This window comes from Novosphingobium rosa NBRC 15208 (genome assembly GCF_001598555.1).
Classification (GTDB): Bacteria; Pseudomonadota; Alphaproteobacteria; order Sphingomonadales; family Sphingomonadaceae; genus Novosphingobium; species Novosphingobium rosa.
Genome location: NZ_BCZE01000099.1, coordinates 1 through 23,189, shown reverse-complemented (window position 1 = coordinate 23,189; position 23,189 = coordinate 1). Strand labels below are relative to the sequence as shown.

19 protein-coding genes are annotated in these 23,189 nt (G+C 66.3%); 5 read left to right on the top strand and 14 right to left on the bottom strand.

Going from position 1 to position 23,189, the window contains the following annotated elements:
* Window positions 1-175: 175 nt before the first annotated feature.
* The 4 genes from metH to SR3_RS26990 are packed head-to-tail and all read right to left on the bottom strand — an operon-like array spanning window position 176 to window position 5,777.
* The gene (gene metH / locus SR3_RS27005) at window positions 176-2,788 is read right to left on the bottom strand and encodes a methionine synthase (protein ID WP_068093345.1); all 2,613 of its coding nucleotides are present in this window, start codon (window positions 2,786-2,788) and stop codon (window positions 176-178) included.
* Between the two features lie 5 nt (window positions 2,789-2,793).
* Complete coding sequence (locus SR3_RS27000) at window positions 2,794-3,855, bottom strand: homocysteine S-methyltransferase family protein (RefSeq protein WP_068093341.1); 1,062 nt, start codon at window positions 3,853-3,855, stop codon at window positions 2,794-2,796.
* Window positions 3,852-4,790 carry a methylenetetrahydrofolate reductase [NAD(P)H] gene (gene metF, locus SR3_RS26995; protein ID WP_068093338.1) on the bottom strand — a complete coding sequence of 313 codons (939 nt, stop codon included), beginning with the start codon at window positions 4,788-4,790 and terminating at the stop codon, window positions 3,852-3,854. The genes SR3_RS27000 and metF overlap by 4 nt, the downstream gene beginning before the upstream one ends.
* A 9-nt stretch (window positions 4,791-4,799) precedes the next feature.
* Entirely contained in the window at window positions 4,800-5,777 is a 978-nt protein-coding gene (locus SR3_RS26990; RefSeq protein WP_068093335.1) for an ArsR/SmtB family transcription factor, read from the bottom strand.
* Between the two features lie 130 nt (window positions 5,778-5,907).
* Here SR3_RS26990 and SR3_RS26985 point away from each other — a divergent pair, with 130 nt between their 5' ends.
* Window positions 5,908-6,138, top strand: coding sequence for a hypothetical protein (locus SR3_RS26985; protein ID WP_068093334.1), 231 nt, complete (start codon window positions 5,908-5,910; stop codon window positions 6,136-6,138).
* 235 nt (window positions 6,139-6,373) lie between these two features.
* Here the strand turns inward: SR3_RS26985 and arfB are convergent, their stop codons facing one another.
* Genes arfB through pabB form a run of 4 tightly spaced genes read right to left on the bottom strand, consistent with a single transcriptional unit; the run spans window position 6,374 to window position 10,526 of the window.
* Window positions 6,374-6,796 (bottom strand): alternative ribosome rescue aminoacyl-tRNA hydrolase ArfB, encoded by a 423-nt coding sequence (arfB, locus tag SR3_RS26980; protein WP_174549206.1) that lies wholly within the window; start codon window positions 6,794-6,796, stop codon window positions 6,374-6,376.
* On the bottom strand, window positions 6,793-7,455 hold the full coding sequence (locus SR3_RS26975; protein ID WP_068093328.1) for an RluA family pseudouridine synthase: 663 nt from the start codon (window positions 7,453-7,455) through the stop codon (window positions 6,793-6,795). The genes arfB and SR3_RS26975 overlap by 4 nt, the downstream gene beginning before the upstream one ends.
* The gene (locus SR3_RS26970; RefSeq protein ID WP_068093324.1) at window positions 7,452-8,633 is read right to left on the bottom strand and encodes a pyridoxal phosphate-dependent aminotransferase; all 1,182 of its coding nucleotides are present in this window, start codon (window positions 8,631-8,633) and stop codon (window positions 7,452-7,454) included. The genes SR3_RS26975 and SR3_RS26970 overlap by 4 nt, the downstream gene beginning before the upstream one ends.
* Before the next feature lie 3 nt (window positions 8,634-8,636).
* Window positions 8,637-10,526 (bottom strand): aminodeoxychorismate synthase component I, encoded by a 1,890-nt coding sequence (pabB, locus tag SR3_RS26965; protein WP_068093321.1) that lies wholly within the window; start codon window positions 10,524-10,526, stop codon window positions 8,637-8,639.
* 296 nt (window positions 10,527-10,822) lie between these two features.
* Here pabB and SR3_RS26960 point away from each other — a divergent pair, with 296 nt between their 5' ends.
* Window positions 10,823-13,537 (top strand): M1 family metallopeptidase, encoded by a 2,715-nt coding sequence (locus SR3_RS26960; RefSeq protein WP_245654122.1) that lies wholly within the window; start codon window positions 10,823-10,825, stop codon window positions 13,535-13,537.
* 262 nt (window positions 13,538-13,799) lie between these two features.
* Here SR3_RS26960 and SR3_RS26955 read toward each other — a convergent pair whose 3' ends face one another.
* From SR3_RS26955 to SR3_RS26930, 6 genes are all read right to left on the bottom strand, one after another.
* The gene (locus tag SR3_RS26955; RefSeq protein ID WP_245654121.1) at window positions 13,800-15,392 is read right to left on the bottom strand and encodes a sensor histidine kinase; all 1,593 of its coding nucleotides are present in this window, start codon (window positions 15,390-15,392) and stop codon (window positions 13,800-13,802) included.
* A gap of 10 nt (window positions 15,393-15,402) precedes the next feature.
* Complete coding sequence (locus tag SR3_RS26950) at window positions 15,403-16,176, bottom strand: response regulator (RefSeq protein ID WP_068093351.1); 774 nt, start codon at window positions 16,174-16,176, stop codon at window positions 15,403-15,405.
* A 54-nt stretch (window positions 16,177-16,230) separates the two neighbouring features.
* Complete coding sequence (locus SR3_RS31685; protein WP_068093317.1) at window positions 16,231-17,022, bottom strand: EF-hand domain-containing protein; 792 nt, start codon at window positions 17,020-17,022, stop codon at window positions 16,231-16,233.
* Between the two features lie 413 nt (window positions 17,023-17,435).
* Window positions 17,436-17,846 (bottom strand): cupin domain-containing protein, encoded by a 411-nt coding sequence (locus tag SR3_RS26940; protein ID WP_068093314.1) that lies wholly within the window; start codon window positions 17,844-17,846, stop codon window positions 17,436-17,438.
* A gap of 4 nt (window positions 17,847-17,850) precedes the next feature.
* Entirely contained in the window at window positions 17,851-18,222 is a 372-nt protein-coding gene (locus tag SR3_RS26935; RefSeq protein WP_068093310.1) for a VOC family protein, read from the bottom strand.
* 70 nt (window positions 18,223-18,292) lie between these two features.
* Entirely contained in the window at window positions 18,293-20,092 is a 1,800-nt protein-coding gene (locus SR3_RS26930) for an aminopeptidase P family protein (protein WP_068093348.1), read from the bottom strand.
* A gap of 113 nt (window positions 20,093-20,205) precedes the next feature.
* Between SR3_RS26930 and SR3_RS26925 the strand changes: the two genes are divergently transcribed.
* The 3 genes from SR3_RS26925 to SR3_RS26915 are packed head-to-tail and all read left to right on the top strand — an operon-like array spanning window position 20,206 to window position 22,968.
* Entirely contained in the window at window positions 20,206-22,287 is a 2,082-nt protein-coding gene (locus SR3_RS26925) for a S9 family peptidase (RefSeq protein ID WP_068093305.1), read from the top strand.
* Between the two features lies 1 nt (window position 22,288).
* The gene (locus SR3_RS26920; RefSeq protein WP_068093300.1) at window positions 22,289-22,561 is read left to right on the top strand and encodes a hypothetical protein; all 273 of its coding nucleotides are present in this window, start codon (window positions 22,289-22,291) and stop codon (window positions 22,559-22,561) included.
* Complete coding sequence (locus SR3_RS26915; RefSeq protein ID WP_068093299.1) at window positions 22,558-22,968, top strand: acyl-CoA thioesterase; 411 nt, start codon at window positions 22,558-22,560, stop codon at window positions 22,966-22,968. Before SR3_RS26920 ends, SR3_RS26915 begins: the two co-directional genes overlap by 4 nt.
* Window positions 22,969-23,189 lie beyond the last annotated feature (221 nt).

Below are 23,189 nucleotides of genomic sequence, written 5' to 3'. Positions count from 1 at the left end.
GTGGTTCCGCTTCGTGGTGCCCAGCCTCCCCACCTGCACCACCTAGGGCGCCGCAGGCTTCAAGAACCTATCTGCCTGCGGCGCGGCAATCCGGGCGCAAGGCTGAACCCTTGGCGCAACGCAGACATGAAAGGGAGCGCGAGGGTGTAACACCCTCGCACTTATCCTTTTCTTCTTAATCCAGATTGGGGCGCAACCACCGCGTCGCCGTTTCCAGATCGACGCCGCGCCGCTCGGCGTAATCCTCCAGCTGATCGGTCCCGATCGTCGCCACGCCGAAATACTGCGCCTCCGGGTGAGCGAAATAGAAACCGCTCACTGCCGAGGTGGGCAACATGGCCTGCGATTCCGTCAGGGTGATCCCGGCGTTTTCGGTGGCGTCCAGCAGATCGAACAGGATCGGCTTCAGCGAGTGATCCGGGCAGGCGGGATAGCCCGGCGCGGGGCGGATGCCGCGATACTGCTCGCGGATCAGCGCCTCGTTGGTGAGCTGCTCGTCCGGCGCATAGCCCCACAGGGTGGTGCGGGTGTGGAGGTGCAGGCGCTCGGCGAAGGCTTCGGCGAAACGGTCGGCCAGCGCCTTGAGCAGGATGTCGTTGTAATCGTCGTGGGCGGCCTTGAAGCGGGCCAGATGCGGCTCGATGCCGTGGATGCCAACGGCGAAACCGCCCAGCCAGTCGCCTGCGGGGTCGATAAAGTCGGCGAGGCAGAAGTTGGCGCGGCCCCGGCTCTTGGCGAATTGCTGGCGCAGCATGGGCAGGACGGTGCCGTCTTGCAGCACGATATCGTCCTCATCGCGCACGGCGGGCCAGAAACCGGCGACGGCGCGGGCGGTGAGCCATTTTTCCTCGATGATCTGCTTCAGCATGGCTTGGGCATCGGCGAAGAGGTTGCGGGCGCTTTCGCCCACCACGGCATCGTCGAGGATGGCGGGATAGACGCCCGCCAGTTCCCAGGCGCGGAAGAAGGGCGTCCAGTCGATGTACTGCGCCAGATCGGCCAGATCCCAGTCGTCGAAGCGGTGGATGCCGGGCTGCAGGGGCGCGCCGGGTTTCTGCGCGAAGTCTGGCGCATAGGCGTTGGCGCGGGCATCGGCCAGTGGCACCAGCTTCGATTTGCCACGGCCCTCGCGGGCGCGGCGGGTGGCTTCGTATTCGGTGGCGGTGGCCTCGATAAAGCCATCGGCCTGCGTGTCGGACAGCAGCTGGCTGGCCACGCCCACGGCGCGGCTGGCGTCCAGAACGTGGATCACCGGGCCATCATAGGCCGGATCGATGCGGAGAGCCGTGTGGACCTTGGAGGTGGTCGCGCCGCCGATCAGCAGAGGCATGGTCATCCCTGCGCGCTGCATTTCCTCGGCCACGGTGACCATTTCGTCCAGAGACGGCGTAATCAGGCCCGAAAGCCCGATCATATCCACCTGCTCCTTCTGGGCGAGATCGAGGATGGTCGCCCATGGCACCATCACGCCCATATCCAGCACCTCATAGCCGTTGCACTGCAGCACCACGCCCACGATGTTCTTGCCGATGTCGTGCACATCGCCTTTGACGGTGGCCATGATGATGCGGCCCTTGGCCTTGGCGCCCTCTTCCTTCTCCGCCTCGATGAAGGGGATCAGGTGGGCCACGGCCTTCTTCATCACGCGGGCCGATTTCACCACCTGCGGCAGGAACATCTGGCCCGAGCCGAAGAGGTCGCCCACGGTGTTCATGCCGCCCATCAGCGGGCCCTCGATCACCTCGATGGGGCGACCGCCGCGCGCCTGAATGGCGGCGCGGGCTTCCTCGGTGTCATCGACGATATAGGCGTCGATGCCCTTCACCAGCGCATGTTCGAGGCGCTTCACCACATCATAGGAGCGCCATTCCTCGGCGGCCTTTTCGGCGGCCTTGTCCGTGCCCTTGAAGGTTTCGGCGATGGCGATCAGCTTTTCGGTGTTGGTTTCCTCGCCCACCTGCGGACGGTTGAGGATCACATCCTCGCAGGCATCGCGCAGCTTGCGGTCGATCTGGTCGTAGATGTCCAGCTGGCCGGCGTTGACGATGGCCATATCCATGCCAGCGGGGATCGCATGGTAGAGGAACACGCTGTGCATCGCCCGGCGCACCGGCTCATTGCCGCGGAAGCTGAACGACAGGTTCGACAACCCGCCGCTGATATGCACATGCGGGCAGGTCGCGGTGATCTCGCGGGTGGCCTCGATAAAGTCCACGCCGTAATTGTCGTGCTCCTCGATGCCGGTGGCGACGGCGAAGACGTTGGGATCGAAGATGATGTCCTCGGGCGGGAAGCCGATGCCGGTCAGCAGCTTGTAGGCGCGCTGGCAGATTTCGACCTTGCGCGCCTTGGTGTCGGCCTGACCCTTTTCGTCGAAGGCCATGACGACCACGGCGGCGCCGTAATCCATGCAGAGGCGGGCGTGATGCAGGAAGGCCTCCTCGCCCTCCTTCATGCTGATCGAATTGACGATCGGCTTGCCCGAAACGCATTTCAGACCGGCCTCGATCACCTCCCATTTGGACGAGTCGATCATCACCGGCACGCGGGCGATATCGGGCTCCGCCGCGATGAGTTTCAGGAAGGTGGTCATGGCCTCGACTGCGTCGAGCAGGCCCTCGTCCATGTTGACGTCGATGACCTGCGCCCCGGCATCAACCTGATTGCGGGCGACCTCGATGGCCTTGTTGTAGTCGCCGTTCAGAATCAGCTTCTTGAAGGCGGCCGAGCCGGTGACATTGGTGCGCTCGCCGACATTGACGAAACGGCTGGAAGATTGCGTGGTCATCTGGGTCACTCGGCCATGGTGAAGGGTTCAAGGCCCGCAAGGCGGGTGACATGCGAAAGCGTGGGCGCATGGCGCGGCGACAGGCCGGTGACAGCCCGCGCCATCGCGCCGATATGCGCGGGCGTGGAGCCGCAGCAGCCACCCAGCACATTGACCTGCCCCGCATCGGCCCATTCCTTGACGAGGCCCGCCGTGGTCTCGGGCATTTCATCATAGGCACCCAGTTCGTTGGGCAGACCGGCGTTGGGGTAGATCATGATGAGCGTGTCGGAGATTTCCGACAGCAGTTTTACATGCGGGCGCAGCTGGGTGGCGCCAAACGAGCAGTTCAGCCCGATGGTCAGCGGCTTGGCGTGGCGCACGGCATGCCAGAAGGCCTCCACCGTATGGCCCGAGAGGTTGCGGCCCGACAGGTCGGTCAGCGTCATGGAGAGCATGATCGGCACCTCGCGGCCCAGCTCCTGCTCCAGCTTTTTCACCGCCATGATCCCGGCCTTGGCGTTGAGCGTGTCGAACACCGTCTCGATCAGGATGAAGTCCGCGCCGCCCTCGACCAGCGCGCGGGCCTGCTCAAGGTAGACATCGACCATCGTGTCCCAGTCGACCTCGCGATAGCCCGGATCGTTCACATCGGGCGAGAGCGAGAGCGTTTTGTTCGTCGGCCCGATGGCGCCCGCCACGAAACGGGGGCGGCCATCCTTTGCGGCATATTCATCAGCCATGCGGCGGGCGAGCTGGGCGCTGGCCACATTGATCTCGCGCACCAGATGTTCCGCGCCATAATCGGCCTGGCTGATGCGGTTGGCCGAGAAGGTGTTGGTTTCGGCAATGTCCGCCCCGGCCTCGAAATAGGCGCGGTGGATCGATTCCGGCACCTCGGGCTTGGTGAGGGCCAGAATGTCGTTGTTGCCCTTCTGGTCGTGGCTCAGGCCCAGCGAGCCCGCGTAATCGGCCTCGCTCAGCTTGAAGTTCTGGATTTCCGTGCCGAAGGCGCCATCGGTGATGAGCAGGCGCTGAGCGGCCTGCTCAAGGAAGGCCTTGCGGGCCGCAGAGGGGGTGATGGTCATGCTGCGGTCTCCGGAACATGCTGCGGGCGCAGGCCCAGCAGATGGCTGATGGCATAGGACAATTCGGCGCGGTTGAGCGTGTAGAAGTGGAAATCACGCACCCCGCCCGCGTACAGGCGGCGGCAGAATTCGGCGGCCAGCGTGGCGGCCACCAGCTGGCGCGAGCCGGGATGCTTGTCGAGCCCCTCGAACAGGCCCTCCATCCATGCCGGGATCGCCGCGCCACAGGCGGCGGCGAACTTGCGGGCCTGCGCGAAATTGGTCACCGGCAGAATGCCCGGCAGCACCGGAGCATCGATGCCAGCGGCGGCCAGCGCATCGCGGAAGCGGAAGAAGGTTTCCGGCTCGAAGAAGAACTGGCTGATGGCGCGGGTGGCACCGGCATCCAGCTTGCGCTTCAGATTGTCGAGATCGGCGGCGAGATCAACGCTGTCAGGATGCTTTTCCGGATAGGCCGCGACCGAGATTTCAAACGGGGCGATCTGCTTGAGGCCCGCCACCAGCTCGGCGGCATTGGCATAACCCTCGGGATGCGGGGTGAAAGGCACGCCCGGCTGGCCCATATCGCCGCGCAGCGCCACGATATGGCGCACACCCGCCTGCCAATAGGCCTCTGCCACCTCGTGGATTTCCGCCTTGGTGGCGTCGACGCAGGTGAGATGCGCGGCGGCGGGCAGCTTGGCCTCGCTGATGATGCGGGCGACGGTGTCATGCGTGCGGTCGCGCGTCGATCCGCCCGCGCCATAGGTGACCGAGACGAACTCGGGCGCCAGCGGGGCTAGCGTGGTGACGGCCTCCCACAACTGGGCGGCCATGGCATCGCTCTTGGGCGGGAAGAATTCGAAGGACACGCGAATATCGCCCGGCAGACCGGCGAACAGCGGCGTATCCAAAGCGGTGCGAGCCTCGCGCAGCGCATCATAGGTGGCAATCATATCAAAGCCTTATGCAGCGGCGGGAGCGTCAGTCCGCTGCCCGGTCCAGATCTTGACGGTCAGCTGCCCGCCGGGCAGCGCGAGGGGGGCGGCAGGCTCGAAACCCGCGCCCGAGAAAAGCTCGGCCATCTGGCCATCGGTGAAGCCCAGGCGCGCATGGGCGTGGACGGAGCGCATTTCCTCACGCTCATGCGCCGCCAGATCGACCACCGCGATGCGCCCGCCGGGCCGCGTGACACGCGCTGCCTGCGCCAGCACCAGCTCGGGCGCCTGCGCGAAATGCAGCACCTGATGGAACAGCACCGTGTCGAAGGCCGCCGGTTTGAAGGGCAGATCAGTGAAATCGCCCTGCACCAGCGTCACGCCCGAGGTGGGCAGATGCTGAAGCCGCGCGCGGGCGATGCGCAGCATCTCCGGGCTCTTGTCGAAGGCCGTGACATGGCTGGCATGGGGGCTGAACAGCTCGGCCATGCGCCCCGTGCCCGTGCCGACATCCAGCATCGCGCCCAGATTGCCCGTGCCCAGCAAAGCGCCCTCCAGAGCAGCCTCCACCGGGGCATCGTCGGACAGCAGGCGGCGCAGATCGTCCCACTGCACGGCGTTGCGCTCGAAATAGGCCGCCGCGCTGCTTTCCCGCCCGGCGCGGATCGCGGCCAGATGGCGCCGGTCCTCGGCGCAGCGCGCGGCGAAAGCGGCGTCGTCCTGCTCGGCGGCGGCCAGCAGGCGGGTGGTGGCCCCGCCCAGCGTCGGCGCTGCAAGATCCTTGTCCTCTGCGATGGCGCTTTTCAGAAACACCCAGCTGCCCTCCTTGCGTCGCTCCGCCAGATGGGCATCGCACAGGATTTTGACATGGCGTGATACGCGCGGCTGGCTTTGCCCCAGCACCTGTGCCAATTCGCCCACAGCCAGCTCCATCGCCGTAAGCAGGCGCATGATGCGCAGCCGTGTCGGGTCTGCCAGCGCGCGGAGGATGGGGTCGATCTGCATGGCGTGTGTGGGTCTCTGGGCCGTGTGTGACCTGGCATATAAAGATATCTTTATATGATTGCAACGCCCTTTGCGGTTTGCAAAACGCGCTTCTAGAGTAACACCCAGACAGTGTTACCCGAGGACCAGCATGACCTTTTCCCAAACCTCTGTTTTCCGCGCTGCTTTGGGAGCCGGTCTGGCGCTGACCCTTGCGGCTTGCGGCCACGCCGACAAGGCCTCGGACGCGGCTTCGGCGGACAATGTGGAAATTCCCGCCGAGGAAGCGCTGAGCGGCCTGCCTGCTGGTGTGGGGCCAGTGGCGGATTCGGCTGATGCCGGGGCTCCGGTGCAGGCTCAGGCAGTGAGTTCAGGGGAGTAAGAAGGAAAAAGCGAGGGCCATCGCCCTCGCGCTCCCGTTACGTCTTCCGATGACAGGGCAGTGGCGCCGAAATGGTGTGCCCGGCCTCTCCACCAGTGTGACCTGGGGCGCCGCAGGCCTTAGACACTTGCTGCCTGCGGCGCGGCGACGTTGCTCTGTGGCCGAACCCGATACGCAACGTAGACAGTAAAGGGAGCGCGAGGGCGATGGCCCTCGCATCTTCTCCTTCGAACCTTCAATCGAAGGAAACCTTCCCCCGCCCTGCCTTCACAGCCCCGCGAATCTTCTTCCCCTCAAGCCGCGCCGTTTTCCCGACCCGGTTTAAACGGCTCTTCACGCGCTTCTCAGGCAGCTTGAAGGCCTCCCGGATCAGCTCTGCCAGCCTTTCACGCGCATCGCTGCGATTGGATTCTTGCGTGCGAAACCGCCGCGCGACCAGCAGGATCTCCCCCGCATCGGTCAGGCGCGATCCCGCCAGTTCCTTCATGCGGGCAAAGACCAGCGGCGGCAGGCGCAACGCGTAGATGCTCACGCGCAGTTGCACCGCCGTGGCCACCTTGTTGACGTTCTGCCCACCTGGCCCGGTGGCGGTGATAAAGCTCTCGCTGACGGCGGCGAAGGCGCGGTTGATGGCGCCTTCGACCTCGCCCGAGGTCACACCGCGAAGCCCAGCGAGAGGAAGTCGCCGGGCAGCGGGGCATGGGCCAGCACCGGATCCTTGCCGGGGCGGGGCACCTGCAGGCTGGCGGCGTGGAGCATGGTGCGCGGCGCCGTGGCGCCGGTGGAGAGGCGCTCGCCATAGATCGGATCGCCCAGCAACGCGATGCCGAGGCCATGCAGGGCGTGGACGCGGATCTGGTGGGTGCGGCCGGTTTCGGGGCGGAATTCCACGAGGGTGCCTGCCTCATTCTCGGCCAGCTTGCGCCAGCGGGTGAGGGCGGGCTTGCCCTTTTTCGCAGGGATCATGCGCCAGCCCGCCGCCGCGCTGGAAATCTTGGAGAGGGCCAGTTCGATCACGCCGCTGTCCTGCTCGATCTTGCCCGCCACGATGCCGAGATAGACCTTCTGCACCACGCGCTCCTCGAAGGCGGCGGAAAAGCGCTTCAGCGCCTTGGGGTTGCGGGCCAGCAGCAGGCAGCCGGAGGTGTCGCGGTCCAGCCGGTGGACGGGCGCGGGCGCGCGGGCAAAGCCGAAGCGCAGCGAATCGAGATGATTCTCGAGGCTGACGCCGCCCGCGCGGGGCATGTCGAGCGGCAGGCCGGCGGGCTTGTCGATCACGAGCGCCTCGCCGTCTTCGAAGAGGATGGGGAGGGTCATTGTGATTCCAGTGCTTTGGCTATGCGCGCGATGGCGGTTTCGAGAGTGGCCTCATCGGCGGCGAAGGAGATGCGGAAGCCATCCTGCCCGCCGAAGGCCGAGGCGGCGACCACCGCCACGCCATGCTCCAGCAAATGCATGGCGAGCGCGGAATCGTCGCCGAAGCGCGCCATATGGGGCGTGGCGTCGATCATGCAATAGAAAGCGCCATCGGGCACGGGGGTGGAGAGGCCGGGGATGGCGTTGATCGCGGCGACCACGGCGTCGCGCCGGGCGCGGAAGCGTTCGCGCCAGTCGAGCAGGAAGTCCTGCGGCCCGGTGAAGGCGGCGACGGCGGCGGCCTGGCTGACCGAGCTGGCATTGCCGGTGATATGGCTCTGCAGGCGGGTCATGGCGCCGATCAGCCAGGCCGGGCCAGCGGCGACGCCGATGCGGAAGCCGGTCATGGCATGGCTTTTCGAGACGCCCGAGATGGTGACGATCCGCTCGGCCAAGTCCGGCGCCAGCGCGGCGAGCGTGGCGTGCAGGCCTTCGTTGTAGCGCAGGGGCGCGTAGATATCGTCGCTCATCACCAGCACACGGGGGTGACGGCGCAGGACTTCGGCAAAGCTGAGCAGTTCCTGCGCGCTGTAGGTGGCGCCGGTGGGGTTGCCGGGGCTGTTGAGCAGCAGCCAGCGGGTATTGGGCGTGATGGCGGCCTCAAGCTGGGCGGCGCTCATGCGGAAGCCGCTGGCAGGCGTGGTGGCGACTTTCACCACCTCGGCGCCCGAAAAGCGCACGATTTCGGGGTAGGAGACCCACCATGGTGCGGGGATCACCACCTCGTCGCCCGGGTTCAGCGTGGCGGTGAGGCAGAGGAACACCGACTGCTTGCCGCCGGTGGAGACCAGCACCTGAACAGGCGGCACGGTGATGCCCAGATCGCGCTGGAAGTGCAGCGCGGCGGCCTCGCGCAGTTTCGCGGTGCCCGCCACGGCGGTGTAGCGCGTTTCGCCGGCCAGCATGGCGGCATGGGCGGCCTCGACCACATGGGGCGGGGTGGGAAAGTCTGGCTCGCCCACCGAGAGCGAGATGATGTCGGCCCCGGCGGCGCGCAGTTCGAAGGCGCGGTCGGTCATCGCATTGGTCTGCGAGGGCTGGATGCGGGCAAGGGCCGCAGAAAGTGTCGTATCGGTCATGGTTCAGTCCAGAAGCTGGGCGCGCATCAATCCGCGCAGCCCATTGCCGATCAGGAAGCCTTCCGCAAGGTCGTCGGGGGTGAGATCGGCCTCGCGGGCCTTGCCATCCTCGATCAGCGAGCGGCGCAGCACGCCGCCCAGCAGCCCATGCGCGGTGGGCGGGGTGAGCAGCATGCCATCGCGTTCGACGAAGATGTTGGTGAAGCAGCCTTCGGTGATGAGCTTATCCTCGCGCACGAAGATCGCTTCGGCGGCCCCGGCCTTGCGTGCGGCTTTCAGCCCGGCCTCATAGAACCAGCGGTCCGAGGTCTTGTGCGCCAGACGCCAGTCGGAAGGATCGACGGGCAGGGGCAGCAGGATGCAGCGCACCGGGCTTTCCGCGTCCAGAGGCGCGGGCAGGGGTGCCGCCTCCACCGTGGTCGCGCCGCTGCGGCTGAGCGTCAGGCGGATGCGCGAGGGGCTTTCCAACTCGAAGCCCAGCGCATGGATGGCGTTGCGCGCGGCGTGGCGGTCAAAGGTGAAGCCCAGCGCGGCGGCGCTGATCTTCAGCCGCTCCAGATGGAATTCGAGCAGCGCCATGCCCTCCTCGGGCGTAAAACGCATGGTTTCGATCAGATCGATCTGCGCTGCATGACCCGTTTCAGCATGGACCGGCTGATGCACGAAACCCCCTTTCACCAGACATTCCCGCCATTCGCTCCAGAGCGCGGAATCGGCCACCACCGCCGATCCCACCCCCAGCACCGCGCGGCCATGGCGGGCCTTGGCCGACGGAGCGCTATCCTCGCCCGTCAGCCGTAGCGTGCGGATTGCCACATTGAAGGCGGCGCGGCCAGTGTGTTCCGCGTTTTGCGCGGGATCGATATGGCCGATCGCCCCACAATAAACGCCGCGCGGCGCGGGCTCGACCGCCTCGATCAGCTCCATGGCGCGGATTTTGGGCGCGCCGGTCACCGATCCGCAGGGGAAGAGGGCGCGCAGCACATCAATGGGGGAGTGGCCGGGCAGCAGTTGCGCCTCGATGGCCGAGACCATCTGGTGGACGCTGGGATAGCTTTCGATGGCGAAGGGCTCCGGCACCTTCACGCTGCCGGGCAGGGCGATGCGCGAGAGATCGTTGCGCATCAGATCGAGGATCATCAGATTTTCCGCGCGATCCTTGGTGCTGGCCTGCAACTCCGCGCGTTGCGCCCGATCCTGATCGGGTGTCTGCCCCCGAGGACGCGTGCCCTTCATCGGGCGGGCCGTCAGCAGGCCATCCTCGCAGGTGAAGAAGAGTTCGGGCGAGTGGCTGAGCAACCAGGCATCGCCATCGAAGATCAGCGCGCCAAAGGCTCCGCCGCCGCGTGCGCGCAGCAGGGCGTAAAGCGCCAGAGGGTCACCCTGCCATGGGCCGCTCAGCGGAAAGGTGTAGTTGGCCTGATAGATGTCGCCATCGGCAATGGCCTGTTTGAGCCGCGCAAAGCCCCGCGCATAGGCACCCGGCGAGATGCTGGGGGCCAGCGGGCCGATGGTGCTGCGATCGCCGCGCGCTTGAGAGGCCAGCCATGCGGGCACATCGGCTGCGGCGATCTCCTGCCAGCCTGCAAAAGCGCCGAACCATAGCAGCGGGCCCCCTTGGATCATATCGCCGCCGCTGCGCCTTTGCGTCTGGGCGGCAAGGCGGGGTTCCAGCGCCAGCCCGGCCTCATAGGCGGCGTAACCCGCCAGAGCCGCGCCTTCCTGGCGCAGCGTTTCAAGCCGGGCAAGGGCAGGCGCCACGTCATGGGCGTGGCGGGCGACCACCACCTCGAAGGGCCTGGTGTAGAGCCGCGCGGGGCCTGCCCCTTGCCCCTTGGCATCGTCGAGCAGGATAAAGGGCGCGTTGCGGTCGAAAGGCGGGATGGCAGGCATGGCGCGCGGCTTTAGAGGGTTTTCGCCACGAGCGAAAACCCTCTCGTCTTTGATGCCGCATTTTCCGGGTCGTTGACCGTACACGGTCAACTTGAAAATGCTTTGGCGGCTTGGAAGCGCCCTGTCCAAACCGCCGATGGTGCCATGATGCATGGGGTGATTATTCACTCGCCATTGCGTGAAGCGGTAATTATGTTTCGCCGCTTTCGTGGTCGCGCAGCGAGGCTCCATCGCTTCGCTTTTCCCGTTTCGGTTCCTCAAAGGCGCTTGGATTCCGCGCCGGAAAGACGTGCTGCATGATGCCCCCCGCGTTCAAGATGCCCATCAAGACCCTGCTGTTGGCCGGCACGCTTTGCTCCGGCACCCTGCTTGCCGCCGTCCCGGCGCTGGCCCAGACCGCCGCCGCGACGGCCGAGGCGCCCCCGATGCCTGCTGGCCGCCTGCCCGATGCGGTGATCCCCTCGGCCTATCGGCTGGATCTGAAGGTCGATCCGGCGCAGGAACGTTTCGGCGGCCATGTCGAGATCGATGCCGCCATCAAGGCGCCCGGGCGCTTTATCTATATCCACGGCAACAAGCTGGCCGTCAGCAAGGCCGCCGTGACCATTGCGGGCAAGACCTATCTGGCCGACTGGAAGCAGGTCGACCCCACCGGCGTGGTGCTGCTCACCTTCGCGCAGCCCCTGCCTGCCGGAAAAGCCACCTTCGCCTTCGATTACGACGCGCCCTTCCATGAAGGCCCCGACGGCATGTTCCGCGTGAAGGTGGGCGACGACTGGTACAGCTGGACCCAGTTCGAATCGATCGATGCCCGCGCCGCCTATCCCGCCTTCGATCAGCCCGGCTACAAGCAGCCCTTCACCGTCACCCTGCGCACGCCCAAAGGTCTGGTCGCCGTGACCAACGCGCCCGAGACCTCGGTGACTCAGGAGGGCGGGCTCGATGTGCATCATTTCGCGCCCACCGCGCCGCTGCCCACCTATCTGCTGGCGATGATGGTCGGCCCCTTCGCCGTGGCCAAAGGCGAGGTGCCCCCCACGCCCCAGCGCGCCCAGCCGCTGCCGCTGCGCATCGTCTCCACCAAGGAGAATGCGGGCAAGCTGGATTTCGCGCTGGAGAACTCCAAGCAGATCGTCGCCCATCTGGAAAACTACTTCGGCCAGAGCTTCCCCTATCCCAAGCTGGACGAGATCAGCTCGCCCATCATGGGCGGCGCGATGGAGAATGCCGGGGCGGACCTCTATCAGGACCGCCTGCTGATCGTGCAGGACAAGGACAGCACCGAGCAGAAGCGCGAATTCGGCATGGTCGTCGCCCATGAGCTGGCGCATCAGTGGTTCGGCGATCTGGTCACCCCGGCGTGGTGGGACGACATCTGGCTGAACGAAAGCTTCGCCAACTGGATGGGCTATCGCATCGGCAATGAATGGCGGCCGGACCTCAACATCGGCGCGGGCGCGCTGGAGGAAGGCTTCGCCGCCATGGACACCGACGCGCTGCTGGCCGGCCGCCCGATCCATCAGGCCATCGAGAAAAACGCCCAGATCGATGCGGCCTTCGACAGCATCACCTACGGCAAGGGCGGCCATGTGGTGGCGATGATCGCCGCCTTCATGGGCGACACCAAATTCCGCGACGGCGTGCGCGGCTATATGGCGGCGCATCGCTATGGCAACGCCACCAGCGCGCAGTTCTTCGCCGCCATGGCGCAGGCCAGCGGCGACCCGCGCATCCTGCCCGCGCTGCAGAGCTTCACCGATCAGCAGGGCGTGCCCCTGCTCACCTTTACCAGAAGCGATGGCACCGGCGGCGACGGGCGCTACAGCGTCACCCAGAGCCGCTATGCCCAGCTGGGCACGCAGGCCCCCGCGCAAACATGGGGCGTGCCGATCTGCGCGCGCCGGGGCGATGCGCGGGCCTGCCAGCTGCTCGACACTGTCAGCGGCACGGTGCAGGTGGGAGGAAGCGGCGTGTTTATGCCCAATGCGGGCGGCACCGGCTATTACCGCTTCGAGCTGCCCAAGGCGGACTGGGACGCGCTGATCGCCGGCTCCGCCAGCCTGACCGGCGGCGAGGGCCTTGCGCTGGCGGATTCGCTGGGGGCCAGCTTTCAGGCTGGTCGCGCCAGTGCCGGCCAGCTGGCCACGCTGGCCCGCGTGATGTCCACCAACCCGGACAGCTTCGCCGCCGATTCCGCGCTCGAGCCGCTGATCGCCTTGCAGACCTCGGACATGCTCGACGCCCGGGCGACGGTGGCCTACCGCCGGTTTGTCGGCCATATTCTGGCGCCCCAGCTGGATCGCCTTGGCTTCAACCCCGCGCTCGATGCCTATGCGGGCGAGAATCCCGAGCGTTCGCAGTCCCGCGTGCAGCTGGTGGGCCGCCTCGTCAGCGCGGCGCAGGATCCCGCCGTGATCGCCACGCTGACCAAGGCCGCCACCGCATGGCTGGGCGGCGACAGCAAGGCGCTCGATCCCACGTGGTATCGCCTCGCTTTCGGCCTCTGGCTGGCCGAGCAGGCCAAGGGCAAGGATGGCGGCGTCAGCGCCGCGAAGAACCTGTTCGAACGCGCGCTCTCGACCCAGGATTCGCATCTGCGCCCCGGCCTGCTGGGCGCGCTGAGCCTGCCCGGCAAGCCCGCCATCGCCAACTGGGCCCTGAACGACGCCCGCGACCAGCGCCTGCGCGCCACCGAGCGCATGAGTCTGGTGCTGGGCATCGCGGGCAACCGCTCCACCCGCGAGATTGGCTACAACTGGGTGCGCGACCATAGCGATGAACTGCTGAAGGGCTCGGCGGGGATCTTCGTGGCCTCGCGTCTGCCTCAGGTGCTGGGTGGGCAATGCTCGGTGGAGGCCGCCGACGCCATGGCCAAGGACTTCCGCCCGAAGCTGGCAGGCCTGACCGGGCAGCTGGAGCTGGAGCGCAGCATCGAACGCGTGCGCAGTTGCGGGGCGTTGAAGAGCGCCCGCGCGAAGGAGGTTTCGAAAGAGATTTCCGAGTTGAAGTGAGAAGGATGAAGCAGGGGGCGTTACGCCCCCTGCACCCCCGTTACGTCTTCCGACGAAAGGGCAGTGGCGCCCGGTCCTTGTGCCCCGGCTCTCCACCTGTGCAGCGTAAAGCGCCGCAGGCAGTTCATCCTTGAGCGATAGGCTGTTTTGGCAATTCTAAAGCCTGCGGCGCTTTGAATCCGTGCCTGCCCGATAGGTTGGACGCAACGTGGACAGTAAAGGGAGCGCGAGGGCGATGGCCCTCGCATTCTCTACGTCCTGCTTAAGCCCCTAAAGGCAAACGCAACTCCGCCACCAGCCCGACGATCCCGCCATCTCCCCCGATCTGGTTGGCCAGAGACAAAGTCCCCCCATGCTGATCCGCAATCGCGCGGGCCAGGGTCAGCCCCAGCCCCGCCCCGCCGGTATGCGTGTTGCGCGAGGGCTCTCCGCGGGTGAAGGGTTCGAACATGCGGGCAATCTGGCTTTCGGGGATGCCGGGCCCCTGATCGGCGATGCGCACCACGGCCCAGTCATCCTCGCGCGTCAGCGAGACATGGGCGACCGTGCCATAGCGCACGGCATTGCTGATCAGGTTCTGCAGCGCGCGGCGCACCCACACGGCGCGCAGGGGCAGTACGATGCGCGGCATATCGTCCAGCTCGACCGGCTCGCCCATATCCTCGTAATCCTCGACCACGGAGGCGACGAGGGCGGAGAGTTCGTTGGTCTCCAGCGGCTCGCTGGGGCGGCCCACGCGCGCAAGGCTGAGAATGTCGTCGAGCGAGCGGGTGATCTCCTCGATGGTCTGGGCCATGCGCAGGCGTTCGTTGTCATCCTCCACGCATTCGATGCGCACGCGCAGCGCAGCCAGCGGCGTTTTCAGATCATGGCCGATGGCGCCCAGCATCACGTCCTTTTCGTTGATAAGGGCGATGATGCGGTCTTCCATGGCGTTTTGCGCCGCGATGAGCCGGCGGATGTCATGCGGGCCCTGAGGCGCCACCTGGTTGGTGGCGACGCGGGTTTCCGCGAATTGCTCCACTTGCGCGGTCAGCGCCGCCAGAGGCCGGATGATGCGGCGCAGGATCACCGCCATGGTACCCACCAGCACGAGGTAGATGAACAGCGTCTGGGCGATCAGCGTGAAGGGCAGCCATGGGTCGTCCGGCGAGACGACCACGCGCGAGACCAGCCAGCCGCCGCCCGGGCGCGGCACGGCGGCGATCAGCAGGCGGCTGGCCTCCATGGGCGGGGGATGGGGCAGGTTGATGTGGCGGCGCATCAGCGCGGCGCGGCGCTCCATGCGCTGCTGGATCATCGGATCCTTCGCCAGCGGGCGCTCGCAGACGATCAGCCCGGCGGGGTTGACGTCCTGCTCGGTCAGCATGGGGGAGAGGCGGCGCGCCATCTCCGGGCGCGGGCGGTCGAAGGCTTGCAGCGCGAAGTGGTCGACGCTTTCGGTGCGCGGCCCGCGTGAGACATCCTCGGGCGGGGGGCCGTGATGGAAGTGGCGGAAGCGGCGCTCACCGTCCTGCTGAGGGCGATCCGGGCCGGTGGGCTTGGCCCCGTCCTTGCCCCCAATTTTGCCGGCGCCTTGATCGTCCGGCGCGCGGTCCTCAGGCGGAGGGCCGGGGGGCGGCGCGAAATCGTCGTGAGAGGCCATCACCAGCTTGATCGCCAGCGCATGGGTGACCTGTTCCTCGCGATATTCGTGCTGGGCGCGATAGAGCAGCGCCGCGCCGATGCCCTGCGCCAGCAGCAGCGCCAGGGCCAGCGCGCCCATCACCTGAGCGCGCAGCGAATGCGGCCACAGCATGGTGAAGGTGCGGGCGATCAGGCCGGGGCGGGGTGCAGGCGTTTCGGTGTCGGTCATGCGGGTGACGTCATGCCGGACCTGAGGGCACCCGGCGCACATCGGCGGCCAGCATATAGCCGCCGCCCCATACGGTCTGGATCACCTGCGGGTTGCGGCTGTCCACCTCGATCTTGCGGCGCAGGCGGCTGACCTGATTGTCCACCGCGCGGTCGAAGAGATGCGCCTCGCGGCCCTGCACCATATCGAGCAGGCGATCACGGTCCAGCACCTGACGCGGATGTTCGAGGAAGGCCATCAGCAGGCGAAACTCCACCGAGGAGATCGCCACGATGGCGCCCTCCGGATCGATCAGCCGGCGCTTGAGCGGATCGAGCCGCCAGGCGTCGAAGAGGAAATCCTCATTCTGCGTGGGGTCCACCGCGCCGCGCGCGGAACGGCGCAGCACGCTGCGGATGCGGGCGACCAGCTCGCGCGGCTCGAAGGGTTTCACCACATAATCGTCCGCGCCGATCTCCAGCCCGACGATGCGGTCGGTCGCCTCGGATTTGGCGGTGAGGAAGATGGTGGGGATGGCCCGCGCCTCGGTCAGGTGGCGGCACAGTGAAAGACCGTCCTCGCCGGGCATCATGATGTCGAGCAGGACCAGATCGGGCACGCTCTCGCGCATGATGGCGCGGGCCTCGGCGGCGCTGGCGGCCTGGCTGACGGTGAAGCCCTGACGCTCCAGATAGGAGGCGAGCGGCTCACGCAGCCCCGGCTCATCGTCGACGAGCAAGATGCGTTGGGGCGCTGAGTCCTGAGTCATGGCGGTCTGGTTCACTGTCTTGTCTTCGTTATGCATGGTCATGCACCTGTCAGGCGGGCCTCTGTCAAGGCCCGCCTGCTTGGGTTCCGTTCAGGTGAGGGGCGCGGGCGGCGGCGCGTCGGCGCCCTCCGGGCCATGCGGGGGCGGTGGGCCATCACCGCGCGGGCCTCGGCCTTCGGGGCCGCCCCAGCGATGGTGGAAGCCTCCACCATGGCCGTGATGGCTGGCGCGCAGTTCTTCCTGCGTGACCTTGCCGTCGTGGTTGGTGTCGGCTTCGTCGAAGCGCTTGAGTTCGGCGGCGATGAAGGCGTCCTTGGTCACCGAACCGGTGTGATTGGGATCGGCCTCATGCAGCAGCTGGAACACGATGGGCGACATCATGCCGTGCGGACCCATGCCTTCGCGAGGACCGCCTTTGAGGCCGCCGTGCGGTCCGGGGTGACCGTCAGGGCCGGGCTTGCCATCCGCGCCGGGGGGAGGCGGCGGCGGGGCGCCATCGGGGCCACGGCCTTCCGGACCATGCCCGTCTGGACCATGCGGCTGTTCATGCGCGGCGATGAATTCGGCCTTGGTCACCGAACCATCGTGATTGGCATCGAGCCGGTCGAATTCGCGGCCCAGATGCTCCTCGTAACGGGCCTTCATATCGGCCTCGTTGAAGGTGCCATCCTTGTTGAAGTCCAGATGGTCGAAGATCTCGGCGGCGTGAGCCTTGGCCTCGTCGCGCGTCAGCGCGGGAGGCTGATCGGGCGCGGTTTTCGTGGCGGCGGGCTTGGCCTTCCTGGTGGCGGCCGATGCCGGGACGGCGACCAGTGTCCCCGCCAACATCGATCCCGTCAGCGCCAGTGCGATCAGCCGCGAGCGCAGGGTAAATGGCTTCATCAAAGCGGTCCTTCTCAATGCCCCCATTGCGCAGGAAATCAGGTGAAAGCCGCGCGGCCCGAAGATCCCGTAAGGAGGGGGGATGGAGACCGACAGGTCCGCGTGACTTTCGAATGTTTCTCTAGGCGCGGACTGTCGCGCGTTTATGCCGGGGAACGGGGTTTTTGTCGCCAATTGTCGCTTTGGGTGGGAGTGTGAAATAAGTTGGAAAAGAAGATGCGAGGGGATGATCCTCTCGCGCTCCCGTGACGTCTTCCGACGCAAGGGTGGTGGCGCCGAAATGACGCGCCCAACCTCTCCACCAGCGCGAGCGACGTTTACAGCCCGCGGCGCGGCAATCTGGGCGCAAGGCCGAATTTATGGCGCAATGTGGACAATAAAGGGAGCGCGAGGGTGTAACACCCTCGCATTGTCTACTTTTCCCTCTTCATCCCTTCGGTCCCCGTGCCCAAGGTGATGAACAGCAAGCTCGCCTGATCCGAAACATCCGCCGTATGCCACACCCCCGCAGGATTGATCGCGCGATCGCCCGCAGCCAGAGCGATATGCGTCTCGGCCCCGGCAGAATCGCGCTGAATCAGAACGGCCTCACCGGCGATGCAGATCACCACTTCGGCGCCATGGGGATGCATTTCCCAGCCGTCCCAATCCTGCGTGAAGTGGTGCAGGCTGACCAGCCGGGCCTGCGCGCCCTCCGCGCCATGGGCGGCTTCGTAGGCCTGATACCATTGCATGTCCCCGGCCATGGGGGGCAGATCCAGCGCTGCGCCATCCGGGCCGAGGTGGACCGGATGGGTTGCCAGCGGAAGGGCCTGCCCCGTCATGGGGTCAGCCAAACGTGAAGGCGTTAAGCTTGTTGCCCTCGCGGTCGCGGAAATAGGCGGCGTAGAAGCCGCCTTCTCCGCGCGGGCCGGGCAGGCCCTCGCAGCTGCCGCCCTGCTCCAGCGCGATGGCGTGGAGACGGTCGACCTGCGCGCGGTCCTTGGCCTCCAGCGCCACCATCACGCCATTGCCCACCGTGGCGGGGTTGCCGTCGAAAGGTTTGGTGAGGCCGAGGCCCGCGCCGCCGCCGGGCGTGCCCCAGGCGATGTAGCTGTCATCCTCCATCATGCGGCCCACGCCCAGCTCCTTGGCCAGAGCATCGTAAAACGGCGCCGATCCCTGCAGATCGTTGGTGCCCACCGTAACGTAACCGATCATGATCCTGTCCCCCTTCGAACGACTCACTTCATGTTGGAACAATAAGTGAACATCATGCGCGCCGCAAGCCTTACAGCGGCGCGCATTGATCCTTCAGCCAAGCCAGCACGGGGCCCTCCAGCTGGGGCGAGAGAATCTCCCACACGCGGGCGTGATAGGCGTTCCACCATGCGGTTTCGGGGCCATCGAGCAGGGTGGGTTCAACCAGTTCGCGGCCGATGGGCACATGGGTCAGCGTCTCGAAGCCGAAATAGTCGCCCTCGGCGCCGGGGATGGCGCGCTGTTCCACCAGCACGAGGTTCTCGATGCGGATGCCATAGGCGCCGGTCTTGTAATAGCCCGGCTCATTGGAGAGGAACATGCCGGGCAGCAATTCCTGCCCGGTGCCCGCCTGACCGCCCGAGGATTTGGCGATGCGCTGCGGCCCCTCATGCACAGCCAGGAAGCTGCCCACGCCGTGGCCGGTGCCATGAGCATAATCGACGCCCGCCTGCCACAGATGCTGGCGCGCCAGCGTATCGAGCTGGCTGCCCGCCGTGCCGCGCGGGAAGATGGCGCGGGCCAGCGCGATATGGCCTTTCAGCACGCGGGTGAAGCGATCCTTCTCTTCTGCGCCTGCTTCACCGGGCCCGATCCAGACGGTGCGGGTGATGTCGGTGGTGCCATCGGGATACTGCCCGCCCGAATCGACCAGATAGACGCTGGAGGGTTCCAGTGTGCGGTTCGTCTCTTCGCTCACCCGGTAGTGGACGATGGCGCCGTTCGGCCCTGCGCCGCTGATCGTGTCGAAGGAGAGGTCGCGCAGGTCGCCGCAATCGCGGCGGAACTGGTGCAGGGCCTCGGCGGCGGAGAGTTCGGTGACGTCGCCCTTGGGGCCTTCCACGGAGAGCCAGTGCATGAAGCGGGCGACAGCGCCGCCGTCGCGGGCTTGCGCGGCACGTTGGCCCGCCTGTTCCACCGGGTTCTTGATGGCTTTGGGCAGCACGCAGGGGTCGCGGCTTTCGGTGACCAGCGCCTCGGCCTGCTTCAGCGTGGCGAAGATGGCGGAGACGGCGCGTTCCGGGTCCACCGCTACCTTCTTGCCCTTCAGCGCCGTCAGCGCATCGGTGAAGCTGTCGCGCGGTTGCAGGCGCACGGCATTGCCAAGATGGGCGGCGACTTCGGGCGTGACCTTTTTCGGCGCGATAAACCAGTCCGCCGTGCCATCGGCATGGGCGATCACGAAGGACAGGGCGACGGGGGTGCGCTCCACATCGCTGCCGCGGATGTTGAGCAGCCATGCCACCGAATCGAGCGCGCTGACCACCGCGGCATCCAGACCCTGCTCGGCCAGCCATTCGGCGATCTTGCCGCGCTTGGCCTCGCTGCTTTCGCCGGCCAGCTCCAACGGCTGGACGAAGGCGGGGGCGGGCGAGGGGGCGGGTTGGTCGTTCCACACGGCGTCGAGCGGGTTGCTCTCCACCGCCACCAGTTCCGCGCCCTTGGCGGCCAGCGCCTTGCGCGTGGCGGCAACCCAGGGCTGGGTGTGCAGCCAGGGATCATAGGCGATGCGGGCGCCTTCACCCACTTGCTGGGCGAGCCATGCGCCGGGGCTGGTGGCGGGGACGTTGTGGTACTCATACAGGCGGCCATCGACCTGATCGCGCACCTGCAAGGTATAGCGGCCATCGACGAAGATCGCGGCCTTTTCTCCCATCACCACCGCGCTGCCTGCCGAGCCGCCAAAGCCCGTCAGCCATTCCAGACGCTGGGCATAGGCGCCGACATATTCGCTCATATGCTCGTCGCAGATGGGGATGACGAAGCCGTCATAACCTTCGCGGGCCAGCTGCGCGCGCAGCGCCGAAAGGCGGGCTTCATGGGGGTGCATCAGCATGGGGGCGTCCCTCCTTGAGGACAGTCCGGCTCTCTTCGGGCCGGGGAATGGGTTTTATGCACGCAAGCAAGCTTGCGGCGCGTTGCCGGGCACCATAAATGCAAGTGATGAGCAATTCCAGCCAGAGCGCGCTTGCTGCGCCCACCGCCGCCCCTGTCGCCGCCAAGAAGCCGGCCAGCATCACGCATCACGGCATCACCGTCACCGACGATTACGCCTGGCTGCGCGATGCCGGCTATCCGCAGGTGACCGACAAGGAGGTGCTGGCGCATCTGGAGGCCGAAAACGCCTGGTTCGAGGCGCGCATGGCCCCGCGCAAGACTCTGGTGGACGATCTGTTCAAGGAAATGCGCGCCCGCATCAAGGAAGCGGATCGCTCGGTGCCGCAGAAGGATGGCGATTACCTCTACTGGATCGAGTTCGAGGAAGGCGCGGAATACAAGAAATGGTGGCGCAAGCCCGTGGCGGGCGGCGATGATGAGCTGATCCTCGATGAGGTCGCGCTGGCGGCGGGGCATGAGTATTTCCGCCTTGGCGCGCTGTCGGTCTCGAACGATGGCACAATGCTGGCCTGGAGCGTGGACGACAATGGCTCGGAGCGTTTCACCGCCCGCATCAAGGTGATCGCCACCGGCGAGGAACTGCCCGATGTGATCGAGGGCACGCTGTCCTCGCTGGTGTGGGTCGCGGGGGACAAGGGGCTGGTCTACAGCCTGGCGAACGAGAACTGGCGCACCGACAATGCCCGCCTGCACTGGCTGGGCCAGCCGCTGGAGAGCGATGTCGAACTTTATCACGAGGATGATGAGGGGTTCCGCGTCGGCTCATCGCTGTCGGCGAACGAGAAGTGGCTGGTGATCGGCACCAGCGATCACGAGACCAGCGAAACCTATCTGATCCCCGCGCATGATCCGCTGGCCAAGCCGCTGCTGGTCAAGGCCCGTCAGGATGGCGTGGAGTATGATGTCGATGAGCGTGAGGGCATGCTCTACATCCATGCCAACGACACGCATGAGAACTTCCGCATCGCCACCGCCCCGCTGGAGACGCCGGGCGAATGGACCACGCTGCTGGAGGGCACGGACGATCTCTATGTCACCGGCTTTGAACTCTACCGCGATTTCTTCGTGGTGGAGAGCCGGGTGCGCGGCCTCGATACCATCGAACTGCGCTGTTACGACGATCCCTCGCGCATCGAGCCCATCACCTTCCCCGAAGCCAGCTATGACGCCGGTCTGGCCGACAACCCCGAATGGGCCGTCGACAAGCTGCGGCTGACCTATGAAAGCATGGTCAGCCCCGCCACGGTCTATGACTATCATCTGGCCGACAAGTCGCTGGAAGTGCTGAAGGTGCAGCAGATCCCCAGCGGCTATGACGCCAGCCTCTATGAAACCCAGCGGCTGGAAATCCCGGCGCGGGACGGCACGCTGGTCCCCGTCAGCATCGTCTACCGCAAGGACCGCAAGGCCAGCGATCCGCTGCATCTCTATGGCTATGGCGCCTATGGCATGGCGATGAGCCCCGGCTTCTCGACCACGCGCCTGTCGCTGGTCGATCGCGGCTTTGCCTATGCCATCGCCCATATCCGCGGCGGCGACGACCTTGGCCGCGGCTGGTACAAGGCGGGCAAGCGCGAGCAGCGCACCAACACCTTCAACGATTTCGTCGATGTGGCCAAGGGCCTGATCGAACAGGGCTTCACCACCCCCGGCCGCATCAGCATCAGCGGCGGCTCGGCGGGCGGCGAGCTGATGGGTGCGGTGATGAATGACGCACCCGAGCTGTGGGGCGCCGTGGTGGCCCATGTGCCCTTCGTGGATGTGCTCAACACCATGCTGGACGAAACCCTGCCGCTCACGCCCGGCGAATGGCCCGAATGGGGCAACCCCATCGAGGACAAGGACGCCTTCGAGCTGATCCACAGCTACAGCCCCTACGATCAGGTGAAGGCGCAGGCCTATCCGCCGCTGCTGGTGACGGCAGGCCTGAACGACCCGCGCGTGACCTATTGGGAGCCCGCCAAATGGGTCGCCAAGCTGCGCGAGCTGAAGACCGACAGCAACGAGCTGCTGCTGAAGACCAACATGGGCGCGGGCCATGGCGGCAAATCGGGCCGCTTCCAGAGCCTGACCGAATCGGCGGAGGAATTCGCCTTCATCCTCTGGCAGCTGGGCATGGCCGCGTAAGATGCAGCAGCGCCTGATCTTCCGGGGGGCGATCATCGTCAACCTGCTGGCGCTGGCCCTGTGGCTCGGCTGCTGGCTGGGCCACGCCGATCCCTTCCTGAAGGTGCTGGTCGTCTGCTGGCCGCTGGTGCTGGCCGCTGTGGTGGCCTGCGTGCTGCAGGCCCGCAAGACCCGCCGCTGGTGGCCCCTGCTGGCGGTGTTGCCCGCGCTTTGGGCCTATGCGCCCTTCGCGGGGCTGGCGCTGGCGGCGCTCTCCGCCGGAGGCAAGGCGTGAGCAACCATTTCACCCAGACCTTCACCGCTGGCCCCGAGCATATCGATGTCCTCGGCCATGTGAACAATGCGGTCTGGGTGCAATGGATGGAAGCCATCGCCACCGCGCACTGGGAAAGCGATGCCCGCCCGGAGGATGTCGCCACCTACATCTGGGTCGTGACCCGCCACGAGATCGACTATCGCGGCAACATCCGCGAGGGCGAGAGCGTGGTGGCACGCACCTTTATCCCGGATCCGCCTCGCGCGGCGCGGTTCGACCGTCGCGTGGATTTTTGCCGCGTGGGTGAGGAGAAGCCCATCATCTCGGCCCGCACGACATGGGCGATGATCGATCTGGCCAGCGGGCGCTTGTGCCGGATTCCGCCTGAGGTGGCTGAGCCTTTTGCAGGGTGGAAAGAGGATTAAGGAAAGGAAGATGCGAGGGTGTTACACCCTCGCGCTCCCATGACGTCTTCCGGCGAAAGGGCAGTGGCACCCTATCGTGGCGCTCAACCTCTCCAGCTGCTCGGCCTAAGGCGCCGCAGGCAGTTACCCTTTGATCGATAAGTTGCGCAGGCGAATTTGAAAGCCTGCGGCGCGGCGAACTGCGCGCAAGGCCGAACCCGAAGCGCAAGGCAGACAGTAAA